This is a genomic window from Pedococcus soli, from assembly GCF_054782575.1.
Genome location: NZ_BAAGSF010000006.1, coordinates 124,398 through 149,258, shown reverse-complemented (window position 1 = coordinate 149,258; position 24,861 = coordinate 124,398). Strand labels below are relative to the sequence as shown.

Sequence of the window (24,861 nt, the reverse complement as noted above, 5' to 3'; positions counted from 1 at the left end):
GACTCGGAGGCCTGATGGATCTTCTGCTCAACAACTTCTGGGAACTCACGATCACCGGCCTGGCCTACGGAGCCATCTACGCCCTCATCGCCCTGGGGTACACCCTCGTGTACGGCGTGCTCCGCCTGATCAACTTCGCGCACTCCGAGGTCTTCATGTACGGCGGCTTCGCAGCCGTCTGGGTGCTGACCGCCATCGGCGCGACCAAGGCGACCGGGCTCGGCACGGCCGGCTTCCTCGTCGTGGCCTTCGCCACGGCGATGGCGATGTCGGCCCTGGTGGCCCTCGTCCTCGAGTTCGTGGCCTACCGCCCGCTCCGCAAGCGCAACTCGCCGCCGCTGATCGCGCTGATCTCTGCCATCGGTGCCTCGTACACCCTGTCCGAGGCCATGGGCCTGCGCGACAAGCCGTTCAAGTGGTTCGGCAAGGACCAGGACCTCGTGCGCTACGTCGGTCGACCCCGCGAGGCCTCGCCGTTCCCCCTCAACATCGAGGTGAAGCGGCTCTTCTACATCTTCGACTACCACGTCTCCAACATCGACCTGATCGTGCTCGGTGCCGCCATCATCATGATGATCGGCCTCGACCAGTTCGTCAGCCGGTCCCGCCTCGGCCGCGGCATCCGCGCCGTCGCCCAGGACCCCGAGTCCGCTGCACTCATGGGTGTGAACCGTGACCGGGTCATCCGCCTCACGTTCGTCCTCGGTGGTGCCATGGCCGGTGCCGCCGCGGTGATGTACCTGTTGAAGGTCGGCCAGATCCGCTACAACTCCGGCTTCATCCTCGGCGTCAAGGCCTTCACCGCAGCTGTCCTCGGCGGCATCGGCAACCTGCGCGGCGCCCTGCTCGGTGGCTTCATCCTGGGGGTCGCGGAGAACTACGGCCAGGCGGTCTTCGGCGGTGAGTGGAAGGACGTCGTGGCCTTCACCCTCCTCGTGGTCATCCTCCTGTTCCGCCCCACCGGTCTGCTCGGTGAGTCCCTCGGAAAGGCACGCGCATGAACGCCGTCAGGAACTTCCTCCACGGGGTCGGGGACCGCTTCCGCGCGCTGCCCCGCTGGGCCAAGATCGTCCTCGCGATCGCCGCCGCCGTGTTCGTGTACCTGCTGCCCATCATCAACCCGCCGCTCATCACGACGACGGACTCCGACTTCGGTGCGGTGCTGTTCCTCTGCGCCCTCTACGCCCTCGTGGCGATCGGGCTCAACATCGTCATCGGGTATGCCGGGCTGCTCGACCTCGGGTACATCGGCTTCTTCGCCATCGGTGCGTTCACCGTCGGCATCCTCGGGTCCGCGCACGGCAAGATCCCGCTGCTGCTGTGCATCCCGATCGCCATGGCCGTCACGCTGTTCTCCGGCATCGTCCTGGGTGCACCCACCCTGCGCGTGCGCGGCGACTACCTCGCCATCGTGACGCTCGGCTTCGGTGAGATCGTCCGGCTGGTCCTGGTCAACGCGGACGGCCTCACCGGTGGTTCGCGAGGCATCTCCAACATCCCGACTCCCCCGAGCCTGGACCTCTTCGGGGTGCCGCACCTGGTGTGGGACGGCTTCGTCGCCAAGGTCGACCTGAGCAACCAGACCCGGTTCATCCAGTTCTCGGTGACCGACTCGATCCCCTACTACTGGCTGGCCCTCACGCTGGTGTTCATCGTGCTGTTCCTCGACTGGCGCATGCAGAACTCCCGCGTCGGCCGCGCCTGGGAGGCGACCCGTGAGGACGAGGACGCCGCGGAGCTCATGGGCGTTCCAACGTTCCGGTTCAAGCTGCTGGCCTTCGCGACGGGTGCCGCCATCGGTGGCCTCTCCGGCGCGTTGTTCGCGACCAAGCAGCAGTTCATCAACCCCGACAACTTCACGATCCTGTACTCGGTGCTCTTCGTGGCCATGGTCGTCGTCGGTGGCCAGGGCAACCGCTGGGGCGTCATCCTCGCCGCTGCGCTGCTGACCTGGGCCCCGGAGAAGTTCCGGTTCCTCTCCGACGCGCGGTTCCTGCTCTTCGGCCTCGTGCTGATGGCTCTGGCGATCTTCCGGCCGCAGGGCCTGCTGCCGCCGCGGCGGTCGGTGCGGGCGAAACGAGCTGACGAGGAAACCGAAGTGCTCGAGGAAGGAGCAGCGCATGTCTGACACCAAGGCCGGCGCCAGCAGCGCCGACGAGACGCGGGGTGCCCGCGTCGACGACGACACGCCCCTGTCCCCCGACGAGGACGCCCGACCCGACACGTCGGTCGACATCTCCGTCGACGCGGTCACCGACCTGCCCAAGGGCAAGATGCTCGAGGTCGACGACGTCACCCTGCGCTTCGGTGGCGTCACCGCCCTCGACGGGGTCTCGTTCCACATCAACACGGGCGAGATCCTCGGTCTCATCGGGCCGAACGGTGCCGGCAAGACGACCTGCTTCAACGTGATGACCGGCGTCTACCAGCCCACGTCCGGCGACGTGAAGTTCATGGGCGAAGCCCTCGGCAAGCGCAAGAAGTTCCAGATCACCAAGCTGGGCATCGCCCGCACGTTCCAGAACATCCGCCTGTTCCACAACATGACGGCCCTGGAGAACGTGCTCGTCGGTGCCGACGCCCACCACTCCACCGGCATGGGCTCGGCGTTGCTCCGGCTGCCGAAGCACCACTCCGAGGAGCGCGAGGGCATGGACCGTGCCTACGAGCTGCTCAAGTTCATGGGCCTGGAGAAGCGCGCGGACGAGCTGGCCCGCAACCTGCCCTACGGTGACCAGCGTCGGCTCGAGATCGCGCGAGCCCTCGCCACGAACCCGAAGCTGCTCTGCCTGGACGAGCCGGCTGCCGGCTTCAACCCGGCTGAGAAGGCCCGGCTCATGGAGCTCATCCGGTCCATCCGCGACCAGGGCTACACCGTGCTCCTCATCGAGCACGACATGAAGCTCGTCATGGGGGTCACCGACCGGATCGTCGTCCTCGAGTTCGGCAAGAAGATCGCCGAGGGCGTCCCCGCCGAGATCCAGGACAACCCTGCGGTCATCGCCGCCTACCTGGGAGTTGATGAAGATGCTTCTTGAGGTCGACGACCTCTGCGTCAACTACGGACGCATCGAGGCCATCCGCAACATCTCGTTCACGATCAACGAGGGTGAGATCGTCACGCTCATCGGGGCCAACGGCGCCGGCAAGACGACGACCATGAAGACGGTGTCGGGGCTGCGTCCCGTGCGCCAGGGCGCCATCAGGTTCGAGGGGCAGGACATCACCGCGATGCCCGCCCACGAGCGCCCCGTGCTCGGCATCGCCCAGTCCCCCGAGGGACGTGGCTGCTTCGTCGGGATGACGGTGCAGGAGAACCTCGACATGGGTGCCTACGCGCGCCCCGACCGCAAGTCCCCGAAGATCGGCCAGGACCGCGACCGCGTCTTCGGCCTCTTCCCCCGGCTGGCCGAACGCCGCACGCAGGTGGCCGGCACGATGTCCGGCGGCGAGCAGCAGATGCTGGCGATGGGGCGGGCGCTGATGGCCAACCCGAAGCTGCTGCTGCTCGACGAGCCGTCGATGGGCCTGGCACCGAAGCTGATCCAGCAGATCTTCGACATCATCACCGAGATCAACAAGCAGGGCACCACGGTGCTGCTCGTCGAGCAGAACGCCGCCCAGGCCCTCAAGCGGGCCGACCGCGCCTACATCCTCGAGACGGGCGAGATCATCCGCGAGGGCACCGGCAAGGACCTGGCGAGCGACCCGGCGGTCAAGGCCGCCTACCTCGGCGGCGACGTCTGAGGGTCAGCCCGACCTGACCGCCGGAAGGGGTGGACCGCAGCTGCGGTCCACCCCTTCTGCGTATGGCGCCTGGACGCGCACGACCGCGCGTCCGGCGCCCCCGTCAGCTCCGCTTCGCGGCCGCCGACCGCGGCGCTCTGGTCGCCGCCTTGGCGGTCTTGGCCGCTGCCGTGGTCGCTGTGGCCTTCCTCGGAGCGGCCTTTGCCGACGCCGCCTTCTGGCTGGCCGCCTTCTTCGTCGCCGTGGCACGAGTGGTGGCCGAGGCCGCCGCGGTGCGCTTGGCCGGCTTGGCCGCAGCGGACTTCGCGGCACCCGACGGCGCAGCAGCGGTCTTCGCCCGGGTGGCCCTGGTCACGACGGCGGCCTTCTCGGCCCCCGCCTTGGCCACGGTGGCTCCGGTCGGTCGCGCCGTGGTGCGGGCGCTCTTGGCGAGCACCGGCCCCAGGAACCGGCCGGTGTGGCTCGCCTCGACCTCGGCGACCTCCTCGGGCGTGCCCTCGGCCACGACCAGCCCGCCGCCGTTGCCGCCCTCGGGACCCATGTCGATGACCCAGTCGGCGTTCTTGATGACGTCGAGGTTGTGCTCGATGACGATGACGCTGTTGCCCTTGTCGACGAGGCCCTGGAGCACCTCGAGGAGCTTGCGGATGTCCTCGAAGTGCAGGCCGGTCGTCGGCTCGTCGAGGACGTAGATCGTCCGACCGGTCGACCGCTTCTGCAGCTCGGAGGCCAGCTTCACGCGCTGCGCCTCACCACCGGACAACGTCGGCGCCGGCTGCCCGAGCCGGACGTAGCCCAGCCCGACGTCGTTGAGCGTCCGCATGTGCCGGGCGATCCCGGGAACCGCGGCGAAGAAGTCGGCCGCCTCCTCGATCGGCATGTCCAGCACGTCGGCGATCGTCTTGCCCTTGAAGTGCACCTCGAGCGTCTCGCGGTTGTACCGCGCGCCGTGGCAGACCTCGCACGGGACGTAGACGTCCGGCAGGAAGTTCATCTCGATCTTGATGGTGCCGTCTCCGGAGCAGGCGTCGCAGCGTCCGCCCTTGACGTTGAACGAGAACCGGCCCGGCTGGTAGCCGCGGATCTTGGCCTCGGTCGTCGTGGCGAAGAGCTTGCGGATCGCGTCGAAGACCCCGGTGTAGGTCGCCGGGTTGGACCGCGGGGTGCGGCCGATCGGGCTCTGGTCGACGTGGACCACCTTGTCGAGGTTGTCCAGTCCCTTGACGGTCTTGTGCCGCCCCGGGACGTGCCGGGCACCGTTGAGCTTGTTGGCCAGGACGTTGTAGAGGATGTCGTTGACGAGGGTCGACTTGCCCGAACCGGAGACGCCGGTGACCGCGACGAGGTTGCCCAGCGGGAACGACACGTCGACCCCGTGCAGGTTGTGCTCGCGCGCCCCCACGACGGTGACCTCGCGACCCTTCTCCTGCGGACGGCGGGTGATCGGTGTCGGGATCTCGAGGCGACCCGAGAGGTACTTGCCGGTGATCGAGTCGGGGTGCTCGAGCAGGCCCTTGACCGGACCGGAGTGCACCACCTCACCACCGTGCTCGCCGGCCCCAGGGCCGATGTCGACGACCCAGTCGGCCGTGGCGATGGTGTCCTCGTCGTGCTCGACGACGATGAGCGTGTTGCCGAGGTCGCGCAGCCGGGTCAGGGTCTCGATCAGGCGGTGGTTGTCGCGCTGGTGCAGGCCGATGCTCGGCTCGTCCAGCACGTACAGGACGCCCACGAGGCCGGACCCGATCTGGGTGGCCAGGCGGATGCGCTGCGCCTCGCCACCGGACAGCGTGCCGGCAGGCCGGTCCAGGGACAGGTAGTCGAGGCCGACGTCGAGCAGGAACCCGAGGCGGGCCTCGATCTCCTTGATGACGCGCTCGGCGATCTGTCGCTCCCGCTCGGTGAAGTCGACGGTCTGCAGGAACGTCGCGCAGTCGGCGATGGCCAGGGCGCAGATCGCCGAGATGCTCTGCCCGCCGATGGTGACGGCGAGCGACTCGGGCTTGAGCCGGGCGCCCTGGCACTCGGGGCACGGCACCTCACGCATGTAGCCCTCGTACCGCTCCCGGCTCCATTCGGAGTCCGTCTCGGAGTGGCGCCGCTTCACGAAGGGGACGACACCCTCGAAGCCGGTGGTGTAGGAGCGCTCCCGGCCGTAGCGGTTCTTGTAGCGGACGTGGACCTTGTAGTTCTGGCCGTGCAGCAGCGCCTCCCGGGCCCGCGCGGGGAGCGCGCTCCACGGGACGTCCATCGCGAACTTGAGGTCGTTGCCGAGGGCGGTCATGACCCGCTGGAAGTACTCCGCCGATCCACTGCCCTGGGCCCAGGGGGCGATCGCGCCCTCGGCCAGGGTGAGGTCCTCGTCCGGCACGAGCAGCTCGGGGTCGACCTCGAGCTCGGTGCCGAGGCCGCTGCACTTGGGGCAGGCGCCGAAGGGGCTGTTGAACGAGAACGAGCGCGGCTCGACCTCGTCCATGGACAGCGGGTGGTCGTTGGGGCAGGCCATCTTCTCGGAGAAGCGCCGCTCCCGCGTCGGGTCGTCGGCCTCCTTGTCGACGAACTCCACGACGAGGACTCCCCCGGCGAGGCCGAGGGCCGTCTCGACCGAGTCGGTGAGCCGGCGCTTGGCGCCCGAGTCCGACCCCTTGGCGACGAGGCGGTCCACGACGACGTCGATGGTGTGCTTGACCTGCTTCTCGAGCTTCGGGGGCTCGGTGAGCGACACCACCTCACCGTCGACGCGGGCACGCGAGAAGCCCTTGCTCTGGAGCTCGGTGAAGAGGTCGACGTACTCGCCCTTGCGGGCACGCACGACGGGCGCCAGCACCTGGAAACGGGTCTTGTCGGGGAGCTCGAGGAGCCGGTCGACGATCTGCTGCGGGCTCTGCCGGGTGATCGGCTCACCGCACACGGGGCAGTGCGGTCGGCCGGCGCGCGCGAAGAGCAGGCGGAGGTAGTCGTAGACCTCGGTGATCGTGCCGACCGTGGACCGCGGATTGCGGTTGGTCGACTTCTGGTCGATCGAGACGGCGGGCGACAGCCCCTCGATGAAGTCGACGTCGGGCTTGTCCATCTGCCCCAGGAACTGGCGGGCGTAGGCCGACAACGACTCGACGTAGCGGCGCTGACCCTCGGCGAAGATCGTGTCGAACGCCAGCGAGGACTTGCCGGAGCCGGAGAGCCCGGTGAACACGATCATCGAGTCGCGGGGCAGCTCGACCGACACGTCCCTGAGGTTGTGCTCACGGGCCCCACGGACGACGAGCTGGTCGTGGTGGGGGCGGATGGGGGGTGTGGTGGGGTGCACTGCGGTCACGCGCTTCATGCTAGGTGCCCGCACTGACAGCCGCGTCACGGGAGCCTACGGTGAGGTCGTGACGACGACTCCGCAGCCGACCCCCATCGAGGAGTACGCCGTGCTCGGCGACACCGAGACCGCCGCCCTGGTGAGCCGAGGGGGGTCGATCGACTGGCTCTGCCTCCCCCGGTTCGACTCCCCCGCGTGCTTCGCCGGGCTGCTGGGCACCCGCGACAACGGCCGGTGGCTGCTCGGACCGGTGGGAGACGCCCGCAGCACCCGGCGGTACGTCGACAACTCCTTCGTGCTCGAGACCGTCCACGAGACCGACTCGGGCAGGGTCACCGTGACCGATCTCATGCCGATCGGGGACGGGCGGGCCGACATCGTGCGCAGCGTGCGCGGCGAACGCGGCACGGTCCGGATGCGGCACGAGTGGACCGTCCGCTTCGACTACGGCAAGGTCCGCCCGTGGGTGTCCCGCGGGGTCGGGCACCGCCTCGACAGCGACGTGATCACCGCCATCGCCGGACCGGACATGCTGGTGCTGCGCGGCACGCGTCTCCCGGACCCCGAGGACGGTCACCACGTCGACGAGTTCGACGTCGCTGCCGGTGAGACCTACACGTTCTCGACGACGTGGTTCCCCTCCCACGAGCCCGTGCCCGCGCCGCTCGACATCGACTCCCGCATCAAGGAGACCATCGACGTCTCGAACGCCTGGGCCCACCGCTGCAGCTACGAGGGCCCCTACCGCGAGCAGGTGGTCCGCTCGCTGCTGACCCTGCGCCTGCTCACCCACTCGCGCTACGGCGGGATCGTGGCGGCCCCCACGACGAGCCTGCCGGAGGACTTCGGGGGCGAGCGGAACTGGGACTACCGCTTCTGCTGGCTCCGGGACGCCTCCCTCACCCTCGAGGCGCTGGTCTCCTCCGGCTACCTCGACGAGGCGCGCCTGTGGCGCAACTGGCTCATCCGCGCCGTCGCCGGCGATCCCGAGGACCTGCAGATCATGTATGCCGTGGACGGGGCCCGCCGGCTCCCGGAACGGACCCTGGACCACCTCCCGGGCTATGCCGGCTCCGCACCGGTCCGGATCGGGAACGGCGCCGTCGACCAGCGCCAGTCCGACGTCCTCGGCGAGGTGATGATCGCGCTCGACGAGGCGCGACGGGCCGGGCTCGAGGTGTCGGCCCAGGGGTGGGCGATGCAGCGAGCCCTGGTCGACGACCTCGCGAAGCACTGGGACCAGCCGGACAACGGGTTGTGGGAGATCCGCGGTCCCCTGCGGCACTTCACCCACTCGCGCGTCATGGTGTGGGCGGCGTTCGACCGCGCGGTCCGCAGCGTCGAGGAGCACGACCTCGAGGGCCCGGTCGAGCGGTGGCGCGAGGTCCGCGACGCCGTCCGCGACGAGGTCCTGTCCCGCGGCTACGACCCGGTCCGGGGCACCTTCACGCAGCACTACGAGACCACGGAGGTCGACGCCTCGCTCTTGCTCATCCCGTTGGTCGGGTTCCTGCCCGCGGACGACCCGCGCGTCCTGGGCACCGTGCGCGCGGTGGAGTCCGACCTGATGCGCGACGGGTTCCTGCTGCGCTACCGCACCCAGACCGGGGTCGACGGACTCCCCGGGGACGAGCACCCGTTCCTCGCCTGCTCCTGGTGGCTCGTCAGCGCGTATGCCGCGTGCGGCCGGGTCGCGGACGCCACCGCCCTCATGGACCGCCTGGTGGGTCTGGTGAACGACGTCGGGCTGGTGTCCGAGGAGTACGACCCCCAGCACGGTCGGATGGTGGGCAACTTCCCCCAGGCCTTCTCCCACCTCGCGCTCATCGGTGCGGCCCACGCCGTGGCCGCCGCCGAGAAGGTCGCTGCCCAGCAGGCTGCCGACCCGGCGTCGGACTAGCGTGGCGCAGATGAGCCTCGACACCGACCTCACCCTGCTGGCCGCCCACACGGACCGACTCCTCGGGACCGCAGCCCGGCTCGACGACGTCTCGGGCCCCTCGCTCTGCGAGGGCTGGACGCGCGGGCACGTCCTCAGCCACGTGGCACGCAACGCCGACGCCATCGCCAGGCTCGCGTCGTGGGCGGTGACGGGTGAGCGGCAGGACATGTACCCCGGGGGCACGGGGGCTCGCGACGCCGAGATCGCGGCAGGAGCGGGGCGGCCGGCCACCGAGCAGCTCGAGGACCTGCGCGCCACCGCGGAACGCCTGGTCCCGGCGCTCGAAGCCCTGGGCGGCACCCTGGCGGCCGAACGGGTCGAGATGCGGGGCGGTTACGAAGTGCCCTCCAGCAGGCTGCCCTTCCTGCGCCTGCGCGAGGTCGTCTTCCACCACGTGGACCTCGACGCGGGATTCACCTTCGACGACGTCGAGCCGGACCTGCTGCGCGCGTTCGTCGCCGACGCGGTGGACCGCCTCGCGCTCGGGAGCAGGCCCCCCGCGGTGACCCTCCGCGCGGACGATGGTGACACCTGGACGGTCGGCGAGGGCAGCACCACGGTCAGCGGCAGCCTCGGTGGCCTGATGCTGTGGCTCGCACGTCGCGACGGCTCGCAGGTCCGGGCCGACGGTGGTCGTGTCCCCGAGCTGCCCCGGGGCGCCTGAGCTCAGCTGGTGAGGATCGACGCACCGGTGACGCCGGCGCGCCGGGCGATCGCCACGGCAGCGAGCGCCGAGTGCACCTTGAGCTTGTGCAGGATGCTCTGGACGTGGGTCCGCACGGTGTTGGGAGAGACGTGCAGCAGCTCGCCGATCTCGGTGCGGCTCATCCCCTCCACCAGGCACCCGAGCACCTCGAGCTCACGCGTCGTCAGGTCGCGAATGCCCTGCACGTGCTCCAGGGGCGCTCGCTGCTCGCGCGAGAACGACACGAGGACACCGGCGAGGAGGTCCGCAGGGATCCGGGTCTCCCCGCGCGCCACGCCCTGGACCGCGTCGACGAGCTCTTCGGGCGTCACCGTCTTGGTGACCCAGCCGCGCACGCCGAGCTGGACGGCCTCGACGATCCGGTCGGACGCGTCGAGGCCGGTGGCCACGACGACCCCGGCGCCCGGGTTGAGGCGCAGGGCCTCACGGGCGAGCCGCAGCCCGTCCTCACCGGCGAGGTCGAGGTCGAGGACCATGACGTCGTAGGACGCCTGGTCGAGCAGGCGCATGCCGGACTCGAGACTGGTGGCCGTTCCTGCGACCACCACGCCGTCGAAGTCACCGAGGCAGACGGCGAGGGCGTCGACGAAGACCTCATGGTCATCGACGACGAGTATGCGCGTGGGGGCAGGCATGACCTCACCCTCTCGCCTCCACACCGATTGCCCCACCGACTGGTGCTGGAGAAGCCCCTACGTCAAAAGGGTGATCTTCTCCCGCCGAGGCGGAAACCGGACGTGGGACGACCCCTGTCGGACCCGTCGACCGAGACCACCGGCCCCGGTGTCGACGCGGGTGCGTCGTCACCGGGGCCGGTGGTGCAGTGGTGCGGTGGCGCCCTGTGGTCCGACGTCGTGGTCGGACCTGGTGGGCTCAGCGCAGGTGCGCCGGCCACGACTCGTGCGAGCCGTGGGCGGACATCAGCGCGGCGGCCTGCAGGCGGGAGTGGACCCCGAGTTTGGTCAACAGGTTCTGGACGTGCGTGCGCGCGGTGCTCCGCTGCACGCCCAGGGCCTCGGCCATCTCCTCGGTCGTCTGTCCCTCCATGATGCAGCGCATGACCTGCCACTCACGGTCGGTCAGGAACTGCAGGGCCCAGAGCGGGTCCTCCGTGGTCTTCTGCGGGCGCAGGGCGCGCTGCAGGAGAGCAGGTTCCACCGCGAGCTGGCCGCGCACCGCGCGGTCCAGCATCTCGATGATCTCGACGATCGGCTTCTCCTTGCCGACGTAGCCGGACGCGCCCTCGGCGATCGCGCGACCGACCACCGCGTGGTCGGCCTCGGCCGAGAGCATGACGACCTTGGTCTCCGGTGAGATCTCCCTGATCTGGTGGATCGCCGCGACGGAGTTGCCGCCGGGGAAGTTCACGTCGAGCAGACAGACCTCGGGCCGGTGCATCGCCACTGCGGCGATGGCCTCGTCCGGCGTACCGGCCAGGGCGACGACGTCGTGCCCCTTGGCACCGAGGGCGAGGCCGAGGGCCTCGAGGAGGAGGAGATGGTCATCGCAGACGACGATCCTCATGATGCAACCACCTGAAGGGTCGGAAGCGCCGGCAGCGCCTCGCGGTCGGACACGGGCGCGAGGGTGATGTCGGCGACGACGCCGCCCTCATCGGCCGTGTAGAGACGGAAGGACCCCTTGCAAGCAGCCACCATGGCGCGCGTGGTCGTGAGTCCAAGCGATGTGACAGAGGCGATGCGCCCGAGACCGGGCCCGTCGTCTCGCACGGTCACGTGGACGCCGGCGCCGTCGGTGTGGACGGCCACGGTGACATGGCCTTCCTCACCCGCTGCCCGGACGGCGTTGTCCAGGACGCACGAGAGTGCCCGTCCCAGAGCCACCGGTCGCGCCCAAGCCTGCGGCGCACCCACGACATCGATCTTGATCGGGCACGAGGCGGTCACCTGTGCCCGTTCGGTGGCCCTACGGACCACGGTGGTGAGGTCGATGCTCTCGACGTCGTCATCGGACGCGTCGGACAGCACCGCCTCGACGAGCTCGGCCAGCCAACGGGCCTGGCCCTCGATCAGGTTCATCTTTCGTGCGTTGTCGCCACCTTCAGCTCCCGAGAGGAGCAGAATGGCGGCCAGCGGTTGCCGCAGGTCGTGCAGCAGTGCTCTTACTGTGTCGAGCTCTCCACCCGCGACTGGGCGCGGGTAGTCCTGAAATGTTGCAGCCATGTTGTATCCCTCACCAACCCGCGGACGGGAGACTGCACCCCCTGTGAGGCCCCCGTTGCTTCCGCGACGGGTCAAACGTATGACGTCAAAAAGAGGAGCAGCAATAGTCAATAGGAACTAGGCGAACCCACTGATTCACCGTGATTGCCTCCCGTGACTACAGAATGCGTGACATGACCTACGACGGACATGTGAAATCGACTGGCCCAAGTGAAAAAAGGACCCTCAACCTTCTCAGCATTTGGAAGATCTCTGTCTCAGGGATGGACAACAACGCCTATTTGCTGCAGTGCCACCACACGGGCGCACAGCTCCTCATCGACGCGGCGGACGACGCACCTCGACTGCTCGAGCTCGTGGCGGAGGGATCAGGTCGTCTCGACGTCGTCGTCACGACCCACCAGCACTGGGACCACCACCGCGCGCTACCCGACGTCCTCACCGCCACCGGGGCGACGAGCATCTGCGGTGCCGCGGACGCCGACGGACTCCCGGTCCCGCCGGACCGCACGGTCGGGCACGGCGACCGGATCAGCTTCGGCGAGGTGGACCTGGACGTCATCCACCTCCGTGGCCACACCCCCGGCTCGATCGCCCTCGCGTACGACGACCCCGACGGGCACACCCACCTGTTCACCGGGGACTCGCTGTTCCCCGGAGGTGTCGGGAACACCAAGAACGAGGGCCAGAGCTTCGCGGCCCTCATCGACGACGTGACCACCCGTGTCTTCGACGTCTACGACGACGAGACCTGGGTCTATCCCGGCCACGGGGACGACACGACGCTCGGTGCCGAGCGACCCCACCTGCAGGAGTGGCGCGACCGCGGCTGGTGAGACCAGCTGCACCCGGTCCCGACCTCCTCACTACAGTCGCGCCCATGGCGACGACGCGAGCTCCGGCCTCCCCGCTGCTGCTCGTCCTCACCGCAGTCGTCTCGGTCCAGTTCGGCGGCGCCCTCGCCGCCACCCTCGTCCCGGAGATCGGTGCGGCCGGGTCGGTCACCCTGCGGCTGCTGTTCGCCACGGCCATCCTCCTCGGGCTGGCCCGACCGTCTCTGCGCGGCCACTCCCCCGTTGCCTGGCGCACCGTCATCGCGTTCGGGTTGGCGCTGGGGCTGATGAACCTCGCGTTCTACGCGTCGTTGGAGCATCTGCCGATCGGGGTCGCCGTCACCGTCGAGTTCCTCGGTCCGTTGACCCTGGCGACGGTGCTGGCACGTCGGGCACGCGACCTCCTGGCCGTGGTGGCGGCCGCGATCGGGGTCGTGCTCATCTCCCGCGCCCTCGAGGTACCGCTGGGTACCGTCGAGTGGGCCGGGCTGGGACTGGCCGCGGCGGCGGGAGCCTGCTGGGCGGCATACATCCTGGCGAGCGGACGGGCGGGCCGGGAGTTCGCGAGCTTCGACGGGCTCGCCCTCGCCATGGCCGTCGCGCTCGTCGTGACCCTGCCACTGGGCTTGCGCAGCGTCCCCGAGTGGAGCGGCGGAGCGGTCGTCAAAGGGCTCGGGATCGCCGTGCTCTCGTCGGTGCTGCCCTACTCGCTGGAGCTCGCAGCACTGCGGCACCTCAGCGCGCGGGTGTTCGGGATCCTGCTGAGCCTCGAGCCGGCGGCGGCCGCGCTCGCCGGTTTCCTCGTGCTGCACCAGCGCCTGACCGGGCGGCAGCTGCTCGGCATGGGGCTCGTGGTGCTGGCCAGCGTCCTCGTCATGGGCGCCGGGGGTCGCAAGGAGCCTGCGACGTCCACCGGCTGACGCGCGCGTGCCCGCTGCCGGCACGGAGCCGGGAGCGGGCACGCGGGTGCCGTCGAGGGTGCCGTCAGGTGCCGGGCGTGGCCGCCTGGTCGTCCTTGCGGGTCTTCAGCAGGCTGGCCACGGTGGTGACGCCGAGGATGACGACGATGGCACCGAGCGAGACCGAGATCGGGATGTCCGGGGCCCACTCGATGTGCTCGCCGCCGTTGATGAACGGGAGCTCGTTCTCGTGCATGGCGTGCAGCACGAGCTTGACCCCGATGAAGGCCAGCAGGACGGCCAGACCGATGCTGAGGTACACGAGCCGCTTCAGCAGGCCCCCGATGAGGAAGTACAGCTGGCGCAGCCCCATCAGCGCGAAGAGGTTGGCCGTGAGGACCAGGTAGGGGTCCTTGGTGAGGCCGAAGATCGCGGGGATGGAGTCGAGGGCGAACAGCAGGTCCGTGGTCCCCAGCGCCATGATGACGATGAACATCGGGGTGGCGAGCTTCTTGCCGTCGATCTTCGTGAAGAGCTTGGCGCCGTCGTACTCCTGGGTGGCCGGGAAGCGCTTCTCGACGAACTTCATGAAGCGGTTCTCCTCGTACTCGTCGTCGTCGCCCTCGCCCTCCTTGGCGAGCTTGACGGCGGTGTAGATGAGGAACGCACCGAAGATGTAGAACACCCAGGCGAAGTTGTTGATCGCGGCGGCACCGACGGCGATGAAGATGCCTCGGAGCACGATGGCGATGATGATGCCGATGAGCAGGGCGGACTGCTGCAGCTTCTCGGGGACCCCGAACCTGGCCATGATCAGCAGGAAGATGAAGAGGTTGTCGACCGACAGCGAGTACTCGGTGAGCCAGCCGGCGTAGTACTCGGTCATGAACTTCGCGCCGTGGGCGTCCTTGGTGAACCACCAGACACCGAGGCCGAACAGGACGGCAGCACCGACGTAGCCGGCCAGCGCGATGCTGACCTCCTTGGTGCTCGGCACGTGGGGACGGCGCGCGATGATGAAGACGTCGAAGAGCAGGACGGCGGCCATCAGACCGATGGTGAGGTACCAGACCCACGGAGCGACATCCATCTTGTCGGCATCCGCGGCGGCATGGACGAGGGAATTCACGAGACGACCCTTCCGGTCACGACTGAGGTGGCCGGAGGTCTCTCCCGCCCCTGAGCTGGTGCGGACCGGCTCCCCGGGCAGCGCCCCGAGCGGCCAGGAGGCCACGGGCGGAGCTGCCGTGATGACGAGGACACCGCGTGGGGATACTCCCCTCCGATGAACATGTACAGCGATGTTCCTCGGGGGGACCCGGCCCTCCGATGAACTTCAGACCGCATCCCCCGAAGAGGCGGGCGTGGTCCGTCGAGCAGTCTCCCAGACTTCGGCCGCCTGCCCTATTCGGTCCGTATGCCGGTGGGTCGCGGCGCCGCTACTGCGTGGCGTTCGACATCTGGCGCAGCTCCTTCTTCAGGTCGCCGATCTCGTCGCGCAACCGCGCCGCCAGCTCGAAGTGCAGGTCGGTGGCGGCCTGGTGCATCTGCGTCGACAGCTCCTGGATGAGGTTGGCCAGGTCGTTGGCCGGCATGCCGCGGAGCCGGTCGCTGGCCACCGCCGCATCGGCCTGGACCGTCCCCCGGCCGCCACGACCCCCGCCCTTGCCGCGGGACTGGCTGCGACCGGAGCCGATGAGAGCCTCGGTGTCGGCGTCCTCGCGGTTGAGCAGGTCGGTGATGTCGGCGATCTTCTTGCGCAGCGGCTGCGGGTCGACCCCGGCGGCCAGGTTGTAGGCGATCTGCTTCTCGCGCCGGCGTGAGGTCTCGTCGATCGCCTCCGCCATGGACGGGGTGATCTTGTCGGCGTACATGTGCACCTGACCGGACACGTTGCGGGCGGCGCGACCGATGGTCTGGATCAGCGAACGGGCGGACCGCAGGAACCCCTCCTTGTCGGCGTCGAGGATGCTGACGAGCGAGACCTCCGGGAGGTCGAGCCCCTCGCGCAGGAGGTTGATGCCGACGAGGACGTCGTACTCCCCCATCCGCAGCTCCCGGAGCAGCTCGACGCGGCGCAGGGTGTCGACCTCGCTGTGCAGGTAGCGGACCCGGACCCCCTTGTCGAGCAGGTAGTCGGTGAGGTCCTCGGCCATCTTCTTGGTCAACGTGGTGACCAGGACGCGCTCGTTCTTCGCGGTCCGCTCGCCGATCTCGTGCAGCAGGTCGTCGATCTGGCCCTTGGTCGGCTTGAGCACGACCTCGGGGTCGATCAGGCCCGTGGGTCGGATGATCTGCTCGACGACGCCCGTGCTCTGCGCCAGCTCATAGGGGCCCGGGGTGGCCGACAGGAAGACGGTCTGGCCGATCCGCTCGAGGAACTCCTCCCAGCGCAGCGGACGGTTGTCCATCGCAGACGGCAGCCGGAACCCGTGGTCGACGAGCTGCCGCTTGCGGGACATGTCGCCCTCGTACATGGCACCGATCTGCGGCACGGTGACGTGCGACTCGTCGATGACGAGCAGGAAGTCCTCGGGGAAGTAGTCGAGCAGGGTGTTGGGAGCGGTGCCCCGGGCCCGGCCGTCGATGTGCATCGAGTAGTTCTCGATGCCGGAGCAGGAGCCGACCTGGCGCATCATCTCGATGTCGTACGTCGTGCGCATGCGCAGCCGCTGCGCCTCGAGCAGCTTGCCCTGCTTCTCGAACGTCGCGAGCTGGTCGGCGAGCTCGAGCTCGATGCCGCGGATGGCGCGCTCCATCCGCTCGGGACCGGCGACGTAGTGCGTCGCCGGGAAGACGTACATCTCCGTCTCCTCGCGCATGATCTCGCCGCTGACGGGGTGCAGCGTGTAGATCCGCTCGATCTCGTCGCCGAAGAACTCGATGCGGACCGCCAGCTCCTCGTAGACCGGGATGATCTCGACGGTGTCGCCCCGGACGCGGAAGGTGCCCCGCGTGAAGGCCAGGTCGTTGCGGGTGTACTGCATCTGGACGAACCGGCGGAGCAGCTCGTCACGGTCGACCTCCATGCCGACCTTGAGCCGCGCCATCCGGTCGACGTACTCCTGCGGGGTGCCGAGGCCGTAGATGCAGGACACCGAGGCGACGACGATGACGTCGCGCCGGGTCAGCAGCGAGTTGGTCGCGCTGTGCCGCAGCCGCTCCACCTCCTCGTTGATCGAGGAGTCCTTCTCGATGTAGGTGTCCGTCTGCGCGATGTACGCCTCGGGCTGGTAGTAGTCGTAGTAGGAGACGAAGTACTCGACCGCGTTGTTGGGCAGCAGCTCGCGGAACTCGTTGGCCAGCTGGGCGGCCAGCGTCTTGTTCGGGGCCATCACGAGCGTGGGGCGCTGGACCTCCTCGATGAGCCAGGCGGTCGTCGCGGACTTGCCGGTGCCGGTGGCGCCGAGGAGCACGGTGTTCTGCTCGCCGGCGCGGACCCGCTTGGCCAGGTCGGCGATCGCGGTCGGCTGGTCGCCGGCCGGCGAGAACTCGGAGACGACCTCGAACGGGGCAACGGTGCGTTGCAGGTCAGTCGTGGGACGCATGGGTCCACCGTATGCCTCGCCACCGACAGCCGCCGCCGGCCCACCCGCGGGCTGCGCGGCACACCCGGGACGGGCGTCTCACGATCCGGTGAGACACGGCTGCGCGCACCGGGTGCGCGGCGTTGACTGGGCGGGTGGCACTGACCCGCCCCGCACCGGGCCGCGCCGTCGAGGTCGGGACGGTCCGTCGGTGGGCCATGCTCGGCGCCACCACGCTCGCCCAGGCGGCCTCGGCCGTCGCCGTGCACGGACCGGCCTTCCTCATCCCCGCGCTCGTGGCCCGTTCGGGGCTGACGCTCGCCCAGGCCGGTCTGGTGGCGGCCGCACCGGTGCTCGGGACGATGCTCACCCTCGTGGCCTGGGGCGCCGTCGTCGACCGGCACGGCGAACGCCTCGTCCTCCTCGCAGGGCTCGCGGGGACGGCGGTGGCCTCCGTCGCCGGGGTCCTGGCCCCCGGTACGACCACCCTCGCCCTCGCCCTGTTCCTCGCCGGAGCAGCCGCGGCCTCCGCGAACGCGGCCAGCGGGCGGGTCATCGTCGGCTGGTTCCCGCCCGAGCGGCGCGGCCTCGCGATGGGCATCCGGCAGATGGCCCAGCCGGTCGGGGTCGGGGTCGCCGCCGTGAGCATGGCCGTGGTCGCCGACGCGCACGGGGTGACGGCCGCCCTGTGGGTGCCCACCGCGGCGGCTGCCCTGGGTCTGGTCCTCGTCGCCGCCGTCGTCATCGACCCGCCGCGACCCGTCCGACGTCAGCAGGCGTCCGACAGCCCCTACCGCTCCGACCGGTACCTCCCCCGGATCCACGGGGTGTCGATGCTGCTGGTCGTGCCCCAGTTCGTGGTCTGGACCTATGCGCTCGTCTGGCTCGTCTCCGAACGCGGCTGGTCCGCCGGGGCGGCAGGCGTCCTCGTGGCGCTCACCCAGGTCGCCGGGGCGCTCGGCCGGATCGGGGTCGGCCAGCTGTCCGACGTCGTGGGCAGCAGGATGCGGCCGCTGCGCTGGGTCGCGGTCGCTGCGGTGGTCACCATGGCGGCTCTCGGCCTCACCGCCGGCCTCGGCTGGGGTGTTGCCGTCGTGGTGCTGGTCGTGGCCTCGACGGTCACCGTGGCGGACAACGGGCTCGCCTTCACCGCGGTGGCCGAGCGGGCCGGCCCGTTCTGGAGCGGGCGAGCCCTCGGCCTGCAGAACACCGGCCAGTTCCTCGTCGCCGCGTGCGTGCCCCCGGTCGCGGGCCTCGTCGCCACCCACGCCGGGTATGCCGTGGTGTTCGGGCTCGCGGCGGTGTTCGCCGCCGTCGCCCTGCCCCTCGTCCCGGTGCGCGACGAGCGCGACCTCAGCTGAACCGGGCCACGGCGACCGCCACACCGCCCACGGCGCAGAGCACCGTGATCGCGGCGACCTGGGCCATGGGTGGCAGTGGCGAGTACCCGCGCTCGTCGTCGTGCAGCTGCCTCAGCCGCCGGCGCACCGACACCACCAGCCCGGTGCTGACCGCCATGGCGACCCCGCCACCGGCTGCCACGAACGGCAGGTCGCGCCGCAGGGCGACGACGACGAGCGGCACGAAGGCCACCAGGGCCGTGACGGCGGTGCGTTGCCACGCCAGGGCTGTGCGTTCGGGCTGGAGCGCCTCACGTTGCGGGAACGAGCTCAACCGCACCACCTCCGCAGCGAGCGGTGGGGGCGTCTTCCGGGACTCACCGGCGCCGCAGCTCGACCACTGACAGCACCAGCGTGAGCACGGCCAGGACGACGACCCCGCCTGCCAGCACCCCCAGCGAGCGCGGTGCGGGCAGCGGCTGGCGCAGTCGCAGGGCGCGCTCCACCCGCGCCCACGCACCGACGGCACGCAGGGACAGGGCGGCGCCCCCGAGGCAGGCAGCGGCTCCCACGAGGGCGGTCCAGGCAGGCAGGGAGTCCAGGCTCGCCAGCGACACCATGGCCACGCCGCCGCCGACGAGGGCCAGGGCGGTGCGCATCCACGCGAGGGCCGTTCGTTCGTTGGCGAGGGAGAAGCGGGGGTCCGGCTCCTCCCCAACGCCGTAGACGCTGCGCGGGGTCCGGTCGTCAGCCACGCGGGTACGTCCACCCCGTGTCCCGGGCCCAGGCGGCCGCTCGTTCGTGGACCGAGTCGAACCACGGCTCCTTGGCGTCGGCGTAGGCGCTGACGGTGTCGGTCGTCGTGGCGAGCCGCTGCTTCTCGGCGGCGTACTCGGCCCGCGCGGTCGGGTCGGTCCGCATCCAGTCGCGGAAGACGAGCGCCCAGCGCCAGCCCTCGCTGTCGACCTCACGGACGTGGACGTGGGCGATCCGCCCGGGGTCGGCGCTGCCGAGGAACCGCTTGGGCCAGACCGACCCGTCCTTGCTGTTGTCGTTCCAGTCACCCGGGGGCCGCGGGAATCCGGCCCTGCGCAGCGTCTCCAGCAGCTCCGGCTCGTCGACGTCGGCCAGGGACCGCACCCCCACCTGGAGGTCGATGACGTCCTTGGCGATGAGCCCGGGCACCGCCGTGCTGCCGATGTGGTCGGCAGTGACCAGGACGTCACCGAACGCGCGACGCAGCCGTCCGAGCAGCCGGTCGGCCTGCGCCGGCCAGGTGGGGTCGGGCTCGTGCAGGACGAGTCGCTCCTGCCGGCGGGACCGGGTGCCCGTGCGGACGTTGACCTCGAACGGGACCAGGCGGTCGCTCCACAACCGGTCCACCGCGACCCCGAGGTCCTCCCTGGCCCCGTCGTTGTCGATCCACACGTCCGCTGCCGCTCGGCGCTCCTCGTCGCCGGCCTGCGCGGCGATCCGGCTGCGGGCCTCCTGCTCGGTCATCCCCCGCGTGGCCGCGAGGCGCTTCACGCGGGTCGACTCGGCCGCCCCCACGACGACGACCAGGTGGTACGACGGGCCCATCTGCTTCTCGACGAGCAGCGGCACGTCGTGCACCACGATGGACCTCTCCCCCGCCTGTTCGACCAGCTCCGAAGTCCGGGCGGCGATCAACGGGTGCGTGATCGCCTCGAGGTCACGCCGCGCCGCCGGGTCCGCGAACACGATGGCCCCGAGCGCCGGGCGGTTGAGGCCGCCCTCGTCGTCGAGCACGTCGTCGCCGAACCGCTCGGCCACCGCCTGCAGCCCCTGCGACCCCGGAGCCACGACCTCGCGGGCCAGGGCGTCGGCATCGATCACCACCGCTCCGAGCGCCGAGAACCGTTGGGCCACAGTCGATTTCCCGGACCCGATTCCACCCGTGAGACCGACGCGCAACATGCCACCCACCCTAGTCCCGACTCAGGTCGTCCAGAGGGGGCAGAAGTCAGGCAAGCCACCAACGGGGGACGAACGCGAGCTCGCCCATGAGCGTCGCCACCAGCCATGCCGCGATGGCACACAGGCAGGCCGCGAGCCAGGCACGACTCCGGTGCCACCTGGATGCGGCGGCGAGCAGGAGCAGCGTGGACGAGATCGTGAGCACCAGGACGGTGAGGTACTGAGGCATGCCGTGGCCGCGTGCACAGCTCGGTGTGACTCCGATGTTGCAGGTGGCGAAGCTCGGGAGCCCCACCCAGAACCAGCCGACGAAGTATGCCGCCAGGAACCACGCCGGCACGCTGAGGATCGCCACGATCGTCTTGACCGTGCCGATCAGGACCCCCCACACCGTCCCCTCCATGCCCGGGAAGATAGCGGCCTCCACGCCCGAGGAGGGCGCGATTCGCACCGCCTGTGCCCCGATCGTGACGTCCTGGGCGAGGCGGGGTCGGGCGTCAGTCGGCCAGGCGGGCGGGGAAACCGCCTGTCGCGATCGGCGACCACCTGGTGGGGGTGAGCCGCAGGATCGACTTGCCCTGGTCGAGCATCGCCTGGCGGTACTCGTCCCAGTCGGGGTGCTCCCCCGAGATGCAGCGGAAGTAGTCGACGAGCGGTTCGACCGACTCAGGTGCGTCGATCACCTCGCAGTCCCCGTCGACCTGCACCCACGCCCCGCCGAAGTCGTCCGACAGGACCATCACGCTAACCTCGGGTCGCCTGCGGGCGTTGTTCGTCTTGGCCCGCTCCGGGTAGGACGAGATGACGATCCGACCCTCCTGGTCGACGCCTCCGGTCACGGGTGACGCCTGCGGACGCCCGTCGGACCGCGTGGTGATGACCACCATCTGGTGGCGGGGGCGGACGAAGTCCAGGAGCCCCTCGAGGTCGACCTTCGTGTTCGTCGCGATGCTGCGTGCCATGTCCGGCACGCTACCTGCCCGGAGCCGACGACCCCACTCGGCCGGCAGCTCGAGCGTGCCAGGCGAGGCAGACGGCGACCGCGCCGAGGCCCGCCGCCAGCCCACCACGGGTGACGACCCGGAAGAGCATCGACTCGAGGTCGGGCGGGGCGGTGACCAGGCCGACCAGGGCACCGACGAGGAGGCCCACGAGGACGACCAGCAGGGCGCCGAGCCGCTCGCGGAGGGTGCTCCTGCCGATGACGGGTCGCCCTGGCGGCGCGTCCTCCCGCACCACCCGTGCGACCGCCCAGGCGAGGACCGCCAGGCCGCCGACCGCCCCACTGACGAGCTGGGCCCACTGGTGCCCGGGCACCCCGGCGTGCTCCGCGGCCAACCAGCCGATCCACCTGACCCCGAACCTCCCGGGGTGGGTGAAGCCATCCCACAGCACGTGGGTCACCGCCCCCGTGACCACGGCCAGGGTCAACCAGGGCAGGTCCACGACCCGGGTGCGGGCAGGCTCCGGCACCGCTCTTCCGATCCGACGCGGCAGGAGGTCACGCACCGGCGCGGCGACCAACCGCCGCCAGAGCAGGACCCCGAGGACGCCCGCGACGAGGTCCACGCTCACGATCCCGAGGGCGGAGTGGCTCAGGCCGGCCGAACGCCCGCCCGTGAGGAACCACGGGTAGTCCGGTGCCATCGACCCTGCCACGAGCCCGGCCGCGGGCAGGAACCGCTCGGACCGCCCGGCGACCGGGAGGACTGCGGCGACGTGGCTGACGGTGAAGGGCACCGCCACAGCCAAGCACGGGCAGGCACCTCTGCAGCGCCCGACACGGGGAACGCCGAGAGGCCCGGCTCCCCCGCAGGGGAACCGGGCCTCTCGAAGCCGTGACCACGCCATACCGAGGTATGGCGCGAGCGTGGGCTCAGTTGCCGGTGAGCTTCTCGCGCAGCGCGGCGAGGGCCTCGTCGGAGGCCAGGGTGCCCTCGGACGCCGGAGCGGCCGGGCGGCTGCTGCTGCCCGAGTCGCTGTCGGACGACGACGAGGAGGAGGAACCCGAGTCGGAGGAGTAGGACGTCGCGGCACCGGCGTTGGCCGCAGCCTCGGCGTCGGCCTTGGTGGCCTCCTCGATCTGGGCCTTGTGGGCCTCCCAGCGAGCGTGGGCCTCGGCGTACTGCTTCTCCCACTTCTCGCGCTGGGCGTCGAAGCCCTCGAGCCATTCCTGGGTCTCGGGGTCGAAGCCCTCCGGGTACTTGTAGTCACCCTTCTCGTCGTACTCCGCGGCCATGCCGTAGAGCGTCGGGTCGAACTCGGCCGTGGGCGCGCTGTCGTCGTTGGCCTGCTTGAGGCTCAGCGAGATCCGGCGACGCTCGAGGTCGATGTCGATGACCTTGACGAAGATGTCGGAACCGACCGTGACGACCTGCTCCGGCAGCTCCACGTGGCGCTCGGCCAGCTCGGAGATGTGGACCAGGCCCTCGATGCCGTCGTCGACGCGCACGAACGCACCGAACGGGACGAGCTTGGTGACCTTGCCCGGGACGACCTGACCGATCGCGTGGGTCCGGGCGAAGTGCTGCCACGGGTCCTCCTGCGTCGCCTTGAGCGACAGGGAGACACGCTCGCGGTCCATGTCCACGTCGAGAACCTCGACGGTGACCTCCTGGCCCACCTCGACGACCTCGGACGGGTGGTCGATGTGCTTCCAGGACAGCTCGGAGACGTGGACGAGGCCGTCGACGCCGCCGAGGTCCACGAACGCACCGAAGTTGACGATCGAGGAGACGACGCCGGAGCGGACCTGCCCCTTCTGGAGCTCCTTGAGGAACGTGGTGCGCACCTCGGACTGGGTCTGCTCGAGCCACGCACGGCGCGACAGGACCACGTTGTTGCGGTTCTTGTCGAGCTCGATGATCTTGGCCTCGATCTCCTTGCCCACGTAGGGCTGGAGGTCGCGGACGCGACGCATCTCGACGAGGGACGCGGGGAGGAAGCCACGGAGGCCGATGTCGAGGATGAGTCCACCCTTGACGACCTCGATGACGGTGCCGGTGACGACGCCGTCCTCTTCCTTGATCTTCTCGATCGTGCCCCAGGCGCGCTCGTACTGCGCGCGCTTCTTGGACAGGATCAGACGACCTTCCTTGTCCTCCTTCTGGAGGACCAGGGCCTCGACCTCGTCGCCGACCTTGACGACCTCAGAGGGGTCGACGTCGTGCTTGATCGAGAGCTCGCGGGAGGGGATGACACCCTCGGTCTTGTAACCGATGTCGAGCAGGACCTCGTCCCGGTCGACCTTGACGATGATTCCCTCGACGATGTCGCCGTCGTTGAAATCCTTGATCGTCGCGTCGATCGCGGCAAGCAGTTCTTCCTCGGTGCCGATGTCGTTGATGGCAACCTGAGGGGCGGTCTTTTCGACCGTGCTGGCAGTCATGTAGTAGGAACTCCGATGATGGACAGTGAATAGAAGATGGTTGTTGTGCTCACGCTCGCGCGCACCGGTGGGGTGACACGACGAAGCGCGCACACGGATGTGCTCCCCCACCCTACCGAGGCCGTCCCCGCACGGTCAAAACACGAGAGGTCCACCGGTGAGCGAGTTTGCGCAGGTCAACCGTCGCGACGCGGGAGCCGAGGAGACCGCGGCCGCCAACCGGTCCTGGTGGGACGCCGAGGCCGGCGAGTACTACGCCGAGCACGGCACCTTCCTCGGTGACGCCCAGTTCGTCTGGGGACCCGAGGGCTGGCGCGAGGAGGAGCTGACGCTGCTCGGCGAGGTGGCCGGACGCCGGGTCCTCGAGATCGGTGCGGGTGCCGGGCAGTGCGCCAGGTGGGTCGCCGCCGCCGGGGGCACCGTCGTCGCCACCGACCTGTCCGCCGGGATGGTGCGCCAAGGCCTCGACCTCAACCGGAGGTCGACCCCGGAGCAGGCCGTGCCGTTCGCCCAGTGCGACGCGGTGGCCCTTCCCTTCGCCGACGGCAGCTTCGACCTCGTCTTCACGTCGTACGGCGCCGTGCCGTTCGTCGCGGACACGGCTCTCCTCATGCGCGAGGTGGCCCGGGTGCTGCGCCCCGGTGGCCGGTTCGTCTTCTCCACCACGCACCCCTTCCGCTGGGCCTTCCCCGACGACCCCGGCCCCGCGGGCCTGACGGTGGGCCAGTCCTACTTCGACCGCACGCCCTACGTCGAGAGCGACTCGAACGGGGAGGCGAGCTACGTCGAGCACCACCGCACCGTCGGCGACCGGGTCCGCGAGCTGGTGGCCGCAGGCCTGTTCCTCGTCGACCTCGTCGAGCCCGAGTGGCCCGACCGCAACGACCAGGCGTGGGGCGGGTGGTCCCCGCTGCGCGGACAGCTGTTCCCCGGGACCGCGATCTTCGTCTGCTACCGCCCCTGACCTGCACCTTCTCCGCGGACGCCGGCCGGGCGCCATACCGGACGCGGCCGGTGCCGGTATGGCGCGGACGCAGGGTGCCCGGTTCGC

At 70.1% G+C, this 24,861-nt stretch carries 23 protein-coding genes; 10 read left to right on the top strand and 13 right to left on the bottom strand.

Annotated elements, in window-relative coordinates:
* The first annotated feature begins 14 nt into the window (after positions 1 to 14).
* Genes ACYVKF_RS15960 through ACYVKF_RS15945 form a run of 4 tightly spaced genes read left to right on the top strand, consistent with a single transcriptional unit; the run spans position 15 to position 3,747 of the window.
* Positions 15 to 1,001 (top strand): branched-chain amino acid ABC transporter permease, encoded by a 987-nt coding sequence (locus tag ACYVKF_RS15960; RefSeq protein WP_056914310.1) that lies wholly within the window; start codon positions 15 to 17, stop codon positions 999 to 1,001.
* Positions 998 to 2,128: a branched-chain amino acid ABC transporter permease gene (locus ACYVKF_RS15955; RefSeq protein WP_460967702.1), complete on the top strand. Its 1,131-nt coding sequence runs from the start codon at positions 998 to 1,000 to the stop codon at positions 2,126 to 2,128. The genes ACYVKF_RS15960 and ACYVKF_RS15955 overlap by 4 nt, the downstream gene beginning before the upstream one ends.
* Positions 2,121 to 3,038, top strand: a complete 918-nt coding sequence (locus ACYVKF_RS15950) for an ABC transporter ATP-binding protein (protein WP_056914308.1) — start codon at positions 2,121 to 2,123, stop codon at positions 3,036 to 3,038. The genes ACYVKF_RS15955 and ACYVKF_RS15950 overlap by 8 nt, the downstream gene beginning before the upstream one ends.
* Positions 3,028 to 3,747 carry an ABC transporter ATP-binding protein gene (locus ACYVKF_RS15945; protein WP_056917056.1) on the top strand — a complete coding sequence of 240 codons (720 nt, stop codon included), beginning with the start codon at positions 3,028 to 3,030 and terminating at the stop codon, positions 3,745 to 3,747. Before ACYVKF_RS15950 ends, ACYVKF_RS15945 begins: the two co-directional genes overlap by 11 nt.
* A 103-nt stretch (positions 3,748 to 3,850) precedes the next feature.
* Here the strand turns inward: ACYVKF_RS15945 and uvrA are convergent, their stop codons facing one another.
* The gene (gene uvrA, locus ACYVKF_RS15940) at positions 3,851 to 7,072 is read right to left on the bottom strand and encodes an excinuclease ABC subunit UvrA (RefSeq protein ID WP_056914307.1); all 3,222 of its coding nucleotides are present in this window, start codon (positions 7,070 to 7,072) and stop codon (positions 3,851 to 3,853) included.
* A 49-nt stretch (positions 7,073 to 7,121) separates the two neighbouring features.
* Between uvrA and ACYVKF_RS15935 the strand changes: the two genes are divergently transcribed.
* Positions 7,122 to 8,954 (top strand): glycoside hydrolase family 15 protein, encoded by a 1,833-nt coding sequence (locus ACYVKF_RS15935; protein ID WP_460967700.1) that lies wholly within the window; start codon positions 7,122 to 7,124, stop codon positions 8,952 to 8,954.
* 10 nt (positions 8,955 to 8,964) lie between these two features.
* Positions 8,965 to 9,660 carry a maleylpyruvate isomerase family mycothiol-dependent enzyme gene (locus tag ACYVKF_RS15930; protein ID WP_460967698.1) on the top strand — a complete coding sequence of 232 codons (696 nt, stop codon included), beginning with the start codon at positions 8,965 to 8,967 and terminating at the stop codon, positions 9,658 to 9,660.
* A gap of 2 nt (positions 9,661 to 9,662) precedes the next feature.
* On the opposite strand, the gene ACYVKF_RS15925 is transcribed toward ACYVKF_RS15930, so the two are convergent.
* From ACYVKF_RS15925 to ACYVKF_RS15915, 3 genes are all read right to left on the bottom strand, one after another.
* Positions 9,663 to 10,337: a response regulator gene (locus ACYVKF_RS15925; RefSeq protein ID WP_056914305.1), complete on the bottom strand. Its 675-nt coding sequence runs from the start codon at positions 10,335 to 10,337 to the stop codon at positions 9,663 to 9,665.
* Positions 10,338 to 10,575: 238 nt separating this feature from the next.
* Complete coding sequence (locus ACYVKF_RS15920; protein WP_056914304.1) at positions 10,576 to 11,226, bottom strand: response regulator; 651 nt, start codon at positions 11,224 to 11,226, stop codon at positions 10,576 to 10,578.
* Positions 11,223 to 11,741, bottom strand: coding sequence for a sensor histidine kinase (locus ACYVKF_RS15915; protein WP_056914303.1), 519 nt, complete (start codon positions 11,739 to 11,741; stop codon positions 11,223 to 11,225). Before ACYVKF_RS15915 ends, ACYVKF_RS15920 begins: the two co-directional genes overlap by 4 nt.
* A 317-nt stretch (positions 11,742 to 12,058) precedes the next feature.
* Here ACYVKF_RS15915 and ACYVKF_RS15910 point away from each other — a divergent pair, with 317 nt between their 5' ends.
* Together ACYVKF_RS15910 and ACYVKF_RS15905 are read left to right on the top strand one after the other, a co-directional pair.
* A complete protein-coding gene (locus ACYVKF_RS15910; protein WP_056917054.1) occupies positions 12,059 to 12,721 on the top strand; it encodes an MBL fold metallo-hydrolase in 663 nt (220 codons plus the stop codon).
* Positions 12,722 to 12,765: 44 nt separating this feature from the next.
* Positions 12,766 to 13,638, top strand: a complete 873-nt coding sequence (locus tag ACYVKF_RS15905; protein ID WP_460967695.1) for an EamA family transporter — start codon at positions 12,766 to 12,768, stop codon at positions 13,636 to 13,638.
* A gap of 64 nt (positions 13,639 to 13,702) precedes the next feature.
* On the opposite strand, the gene ACYVKF_RS15900 is transcribed toward ACYVKF_RS15905, so the two are convergent.
* Both ACYVKF_RS15900 and uvrB read right to left on the bottom strand, forming a co-directional pair.
* Positions 13,703 to 14,707 carry a TerC family protein gene (locus ACYVKF_RS15900; protein WP_056917053.1) on the bottom strand — a complete coding sequence of 335 codons (1,005 nt, stop codon included), beginning with the start codon at positions 14,705 to 14,707 and terminating at the stop codon, positions 13,703 to 13,705.
* A 349-nt stretch (positions 14,708 to 15,056) separates the two neighbouring features.
* The gene (gene uvrB, locus ACYVKF_RS15895) at positions 15,057 to 17,165 is read right to left on the bottom strand and encodes an excinuclease ABC subunit UvrB (RefSeq protein WP_460967693.1); all 2,109 of its coding nucleotides are present in this window, start codon (positions 17,163 to 17,165) and stop codon (positions 15,057 to 15,059) included.
* Positions 17,166 to 17,299: 134 nt separating this feature from the next.
* Between uvrB and ACYVKF_RS15890 the strand changes: the two genes are divergently transcribed.
* Positions 17,300 to 18,505 carry an MFS transporter gene (locus ACYVKF_RS15890; RefSeq protein ID WP_460967691.1) on the top strand — a complete coding sequence of 402 codons (1,206 nt, stop codon included), beginning with the start codon at positions 17,300 to 17,302 and terminating at the stop codon, positions 18,503 to 18,505.
* Here the strand turns inward: ACYVKF_RS15890 and ACYVKF_RS15885 are convergent.
* The 7 genes from ACYVKF_RS15885 to rpsA all read right to left on the bottom strand — a co-directional run bounded on the left by ACYVKF_RS15885 (position 18,498) and on the right by rpsA (position 23,810).
* Positions 18,498 to 18,818, bottom strand: a complete 321-nt coding sequence (locus ACYVKF_RS15885; RefSeq protein ID WP_460967689.1) for a DUF202 domain-containing protein — start codon at positions 18,816 to 18,818, stop codon at positions 18,498 to 18,500. The two genes, ACYVKF_RS15890 and ACYVKF_RS15885, sit on opposite strands and share 8 nt — an antisense overlap.
* 43 nt (positions 18,819 to 18,861) lie before the next feature.
* A complete protein-coding gene (locus tag ACYVKF_RS15880; RefSeq protein WP_056914299.1) occupies positions 18,862 to 19,239 on the bottom strand; it encodes a YidH family protein in 378 nt (125 codons plus the stop codon).
* Entirely contained in the window at positions 19,232 to 20,422 is a 1,191-nt protein-coding gene (gene coaE, locus ACYVKF_RS15875) for a dephospho-CoA kinase (protein WP_460967687.1), read from the bottom strand. Before coaE ends, ACYVKF_RS15880 begins: the two co-directional genes overlap by 8 nt.
* A 46-nt stretch (positions 20,423 to 20,468) precedes the next feature.
* Positions 20,469 to 20,825: a hypothetical protein gene (locus ACYVKF_RS15870; protein WP_460967685.1), complete on the bottom strand. Its 357-nt coding sequence runs from the start codon at positions 20,823 to 20,825 to the stop codon at positions 20,469 to 20,471.
* Between the two features lie 94 nt (positions 20,826 to 20,919).
* A complete protein-coding gene (locus tag ACYVKF_RS15865) occupies positions 20,920 to 21,384 on the bottom strand; it encodes a PPOX class F420-dependent oxidoreductase (protein WP_056917051.1) in 465 nt (154 codons plus the stop codon).
* Positions 21,385 to 21,394: 10 nt separating this feature from the next.
* Positions 21,395 to 22,162, bottom strand: coding sequence for a DUF4184 family protein (locus tag ACYVKF_RS15860; protein WP_460967683.1), 768 nt, complete (start codon positions 22,160 to 22,162; stop codon positions 21,395 to 21,397).
* A 136-nt stretch (positions 22,163 to 22,298) separates the two neighbouring features.
* Positions 22,299 to 23,810 (bottom strand): 30S ribosomal protein S1, encoded by a 1,512-nt coding sequence (gene rpsA / locus ACYVKF_RS15855; protein WP_056918934.1) that lies wholly within the window; start codon positions 23,808 to 23,810, stop codon positions 22,299 to 22,301.
* 157 nt (positions 23,811 to 23,967) lie between these two features.
* Between rpsA and ACYVKF_RS15850 the strand changes: the two genes are divergently transcribed.
* Positions 23,968 to 24,774, top strand: a complete 807-nt coding sequence (locus tag ACYVKF_RS15850; RefSeq protein ID WP_460967680.1) for a class I SAM-dependent methyltransferase — start codon at positions 23,968 to 23,970, stop codon at positions 24,772 to 24,774.
* The last annotated feature ends 87 nt before the right edge of the window (positions 24,775 to 24,861 follow it).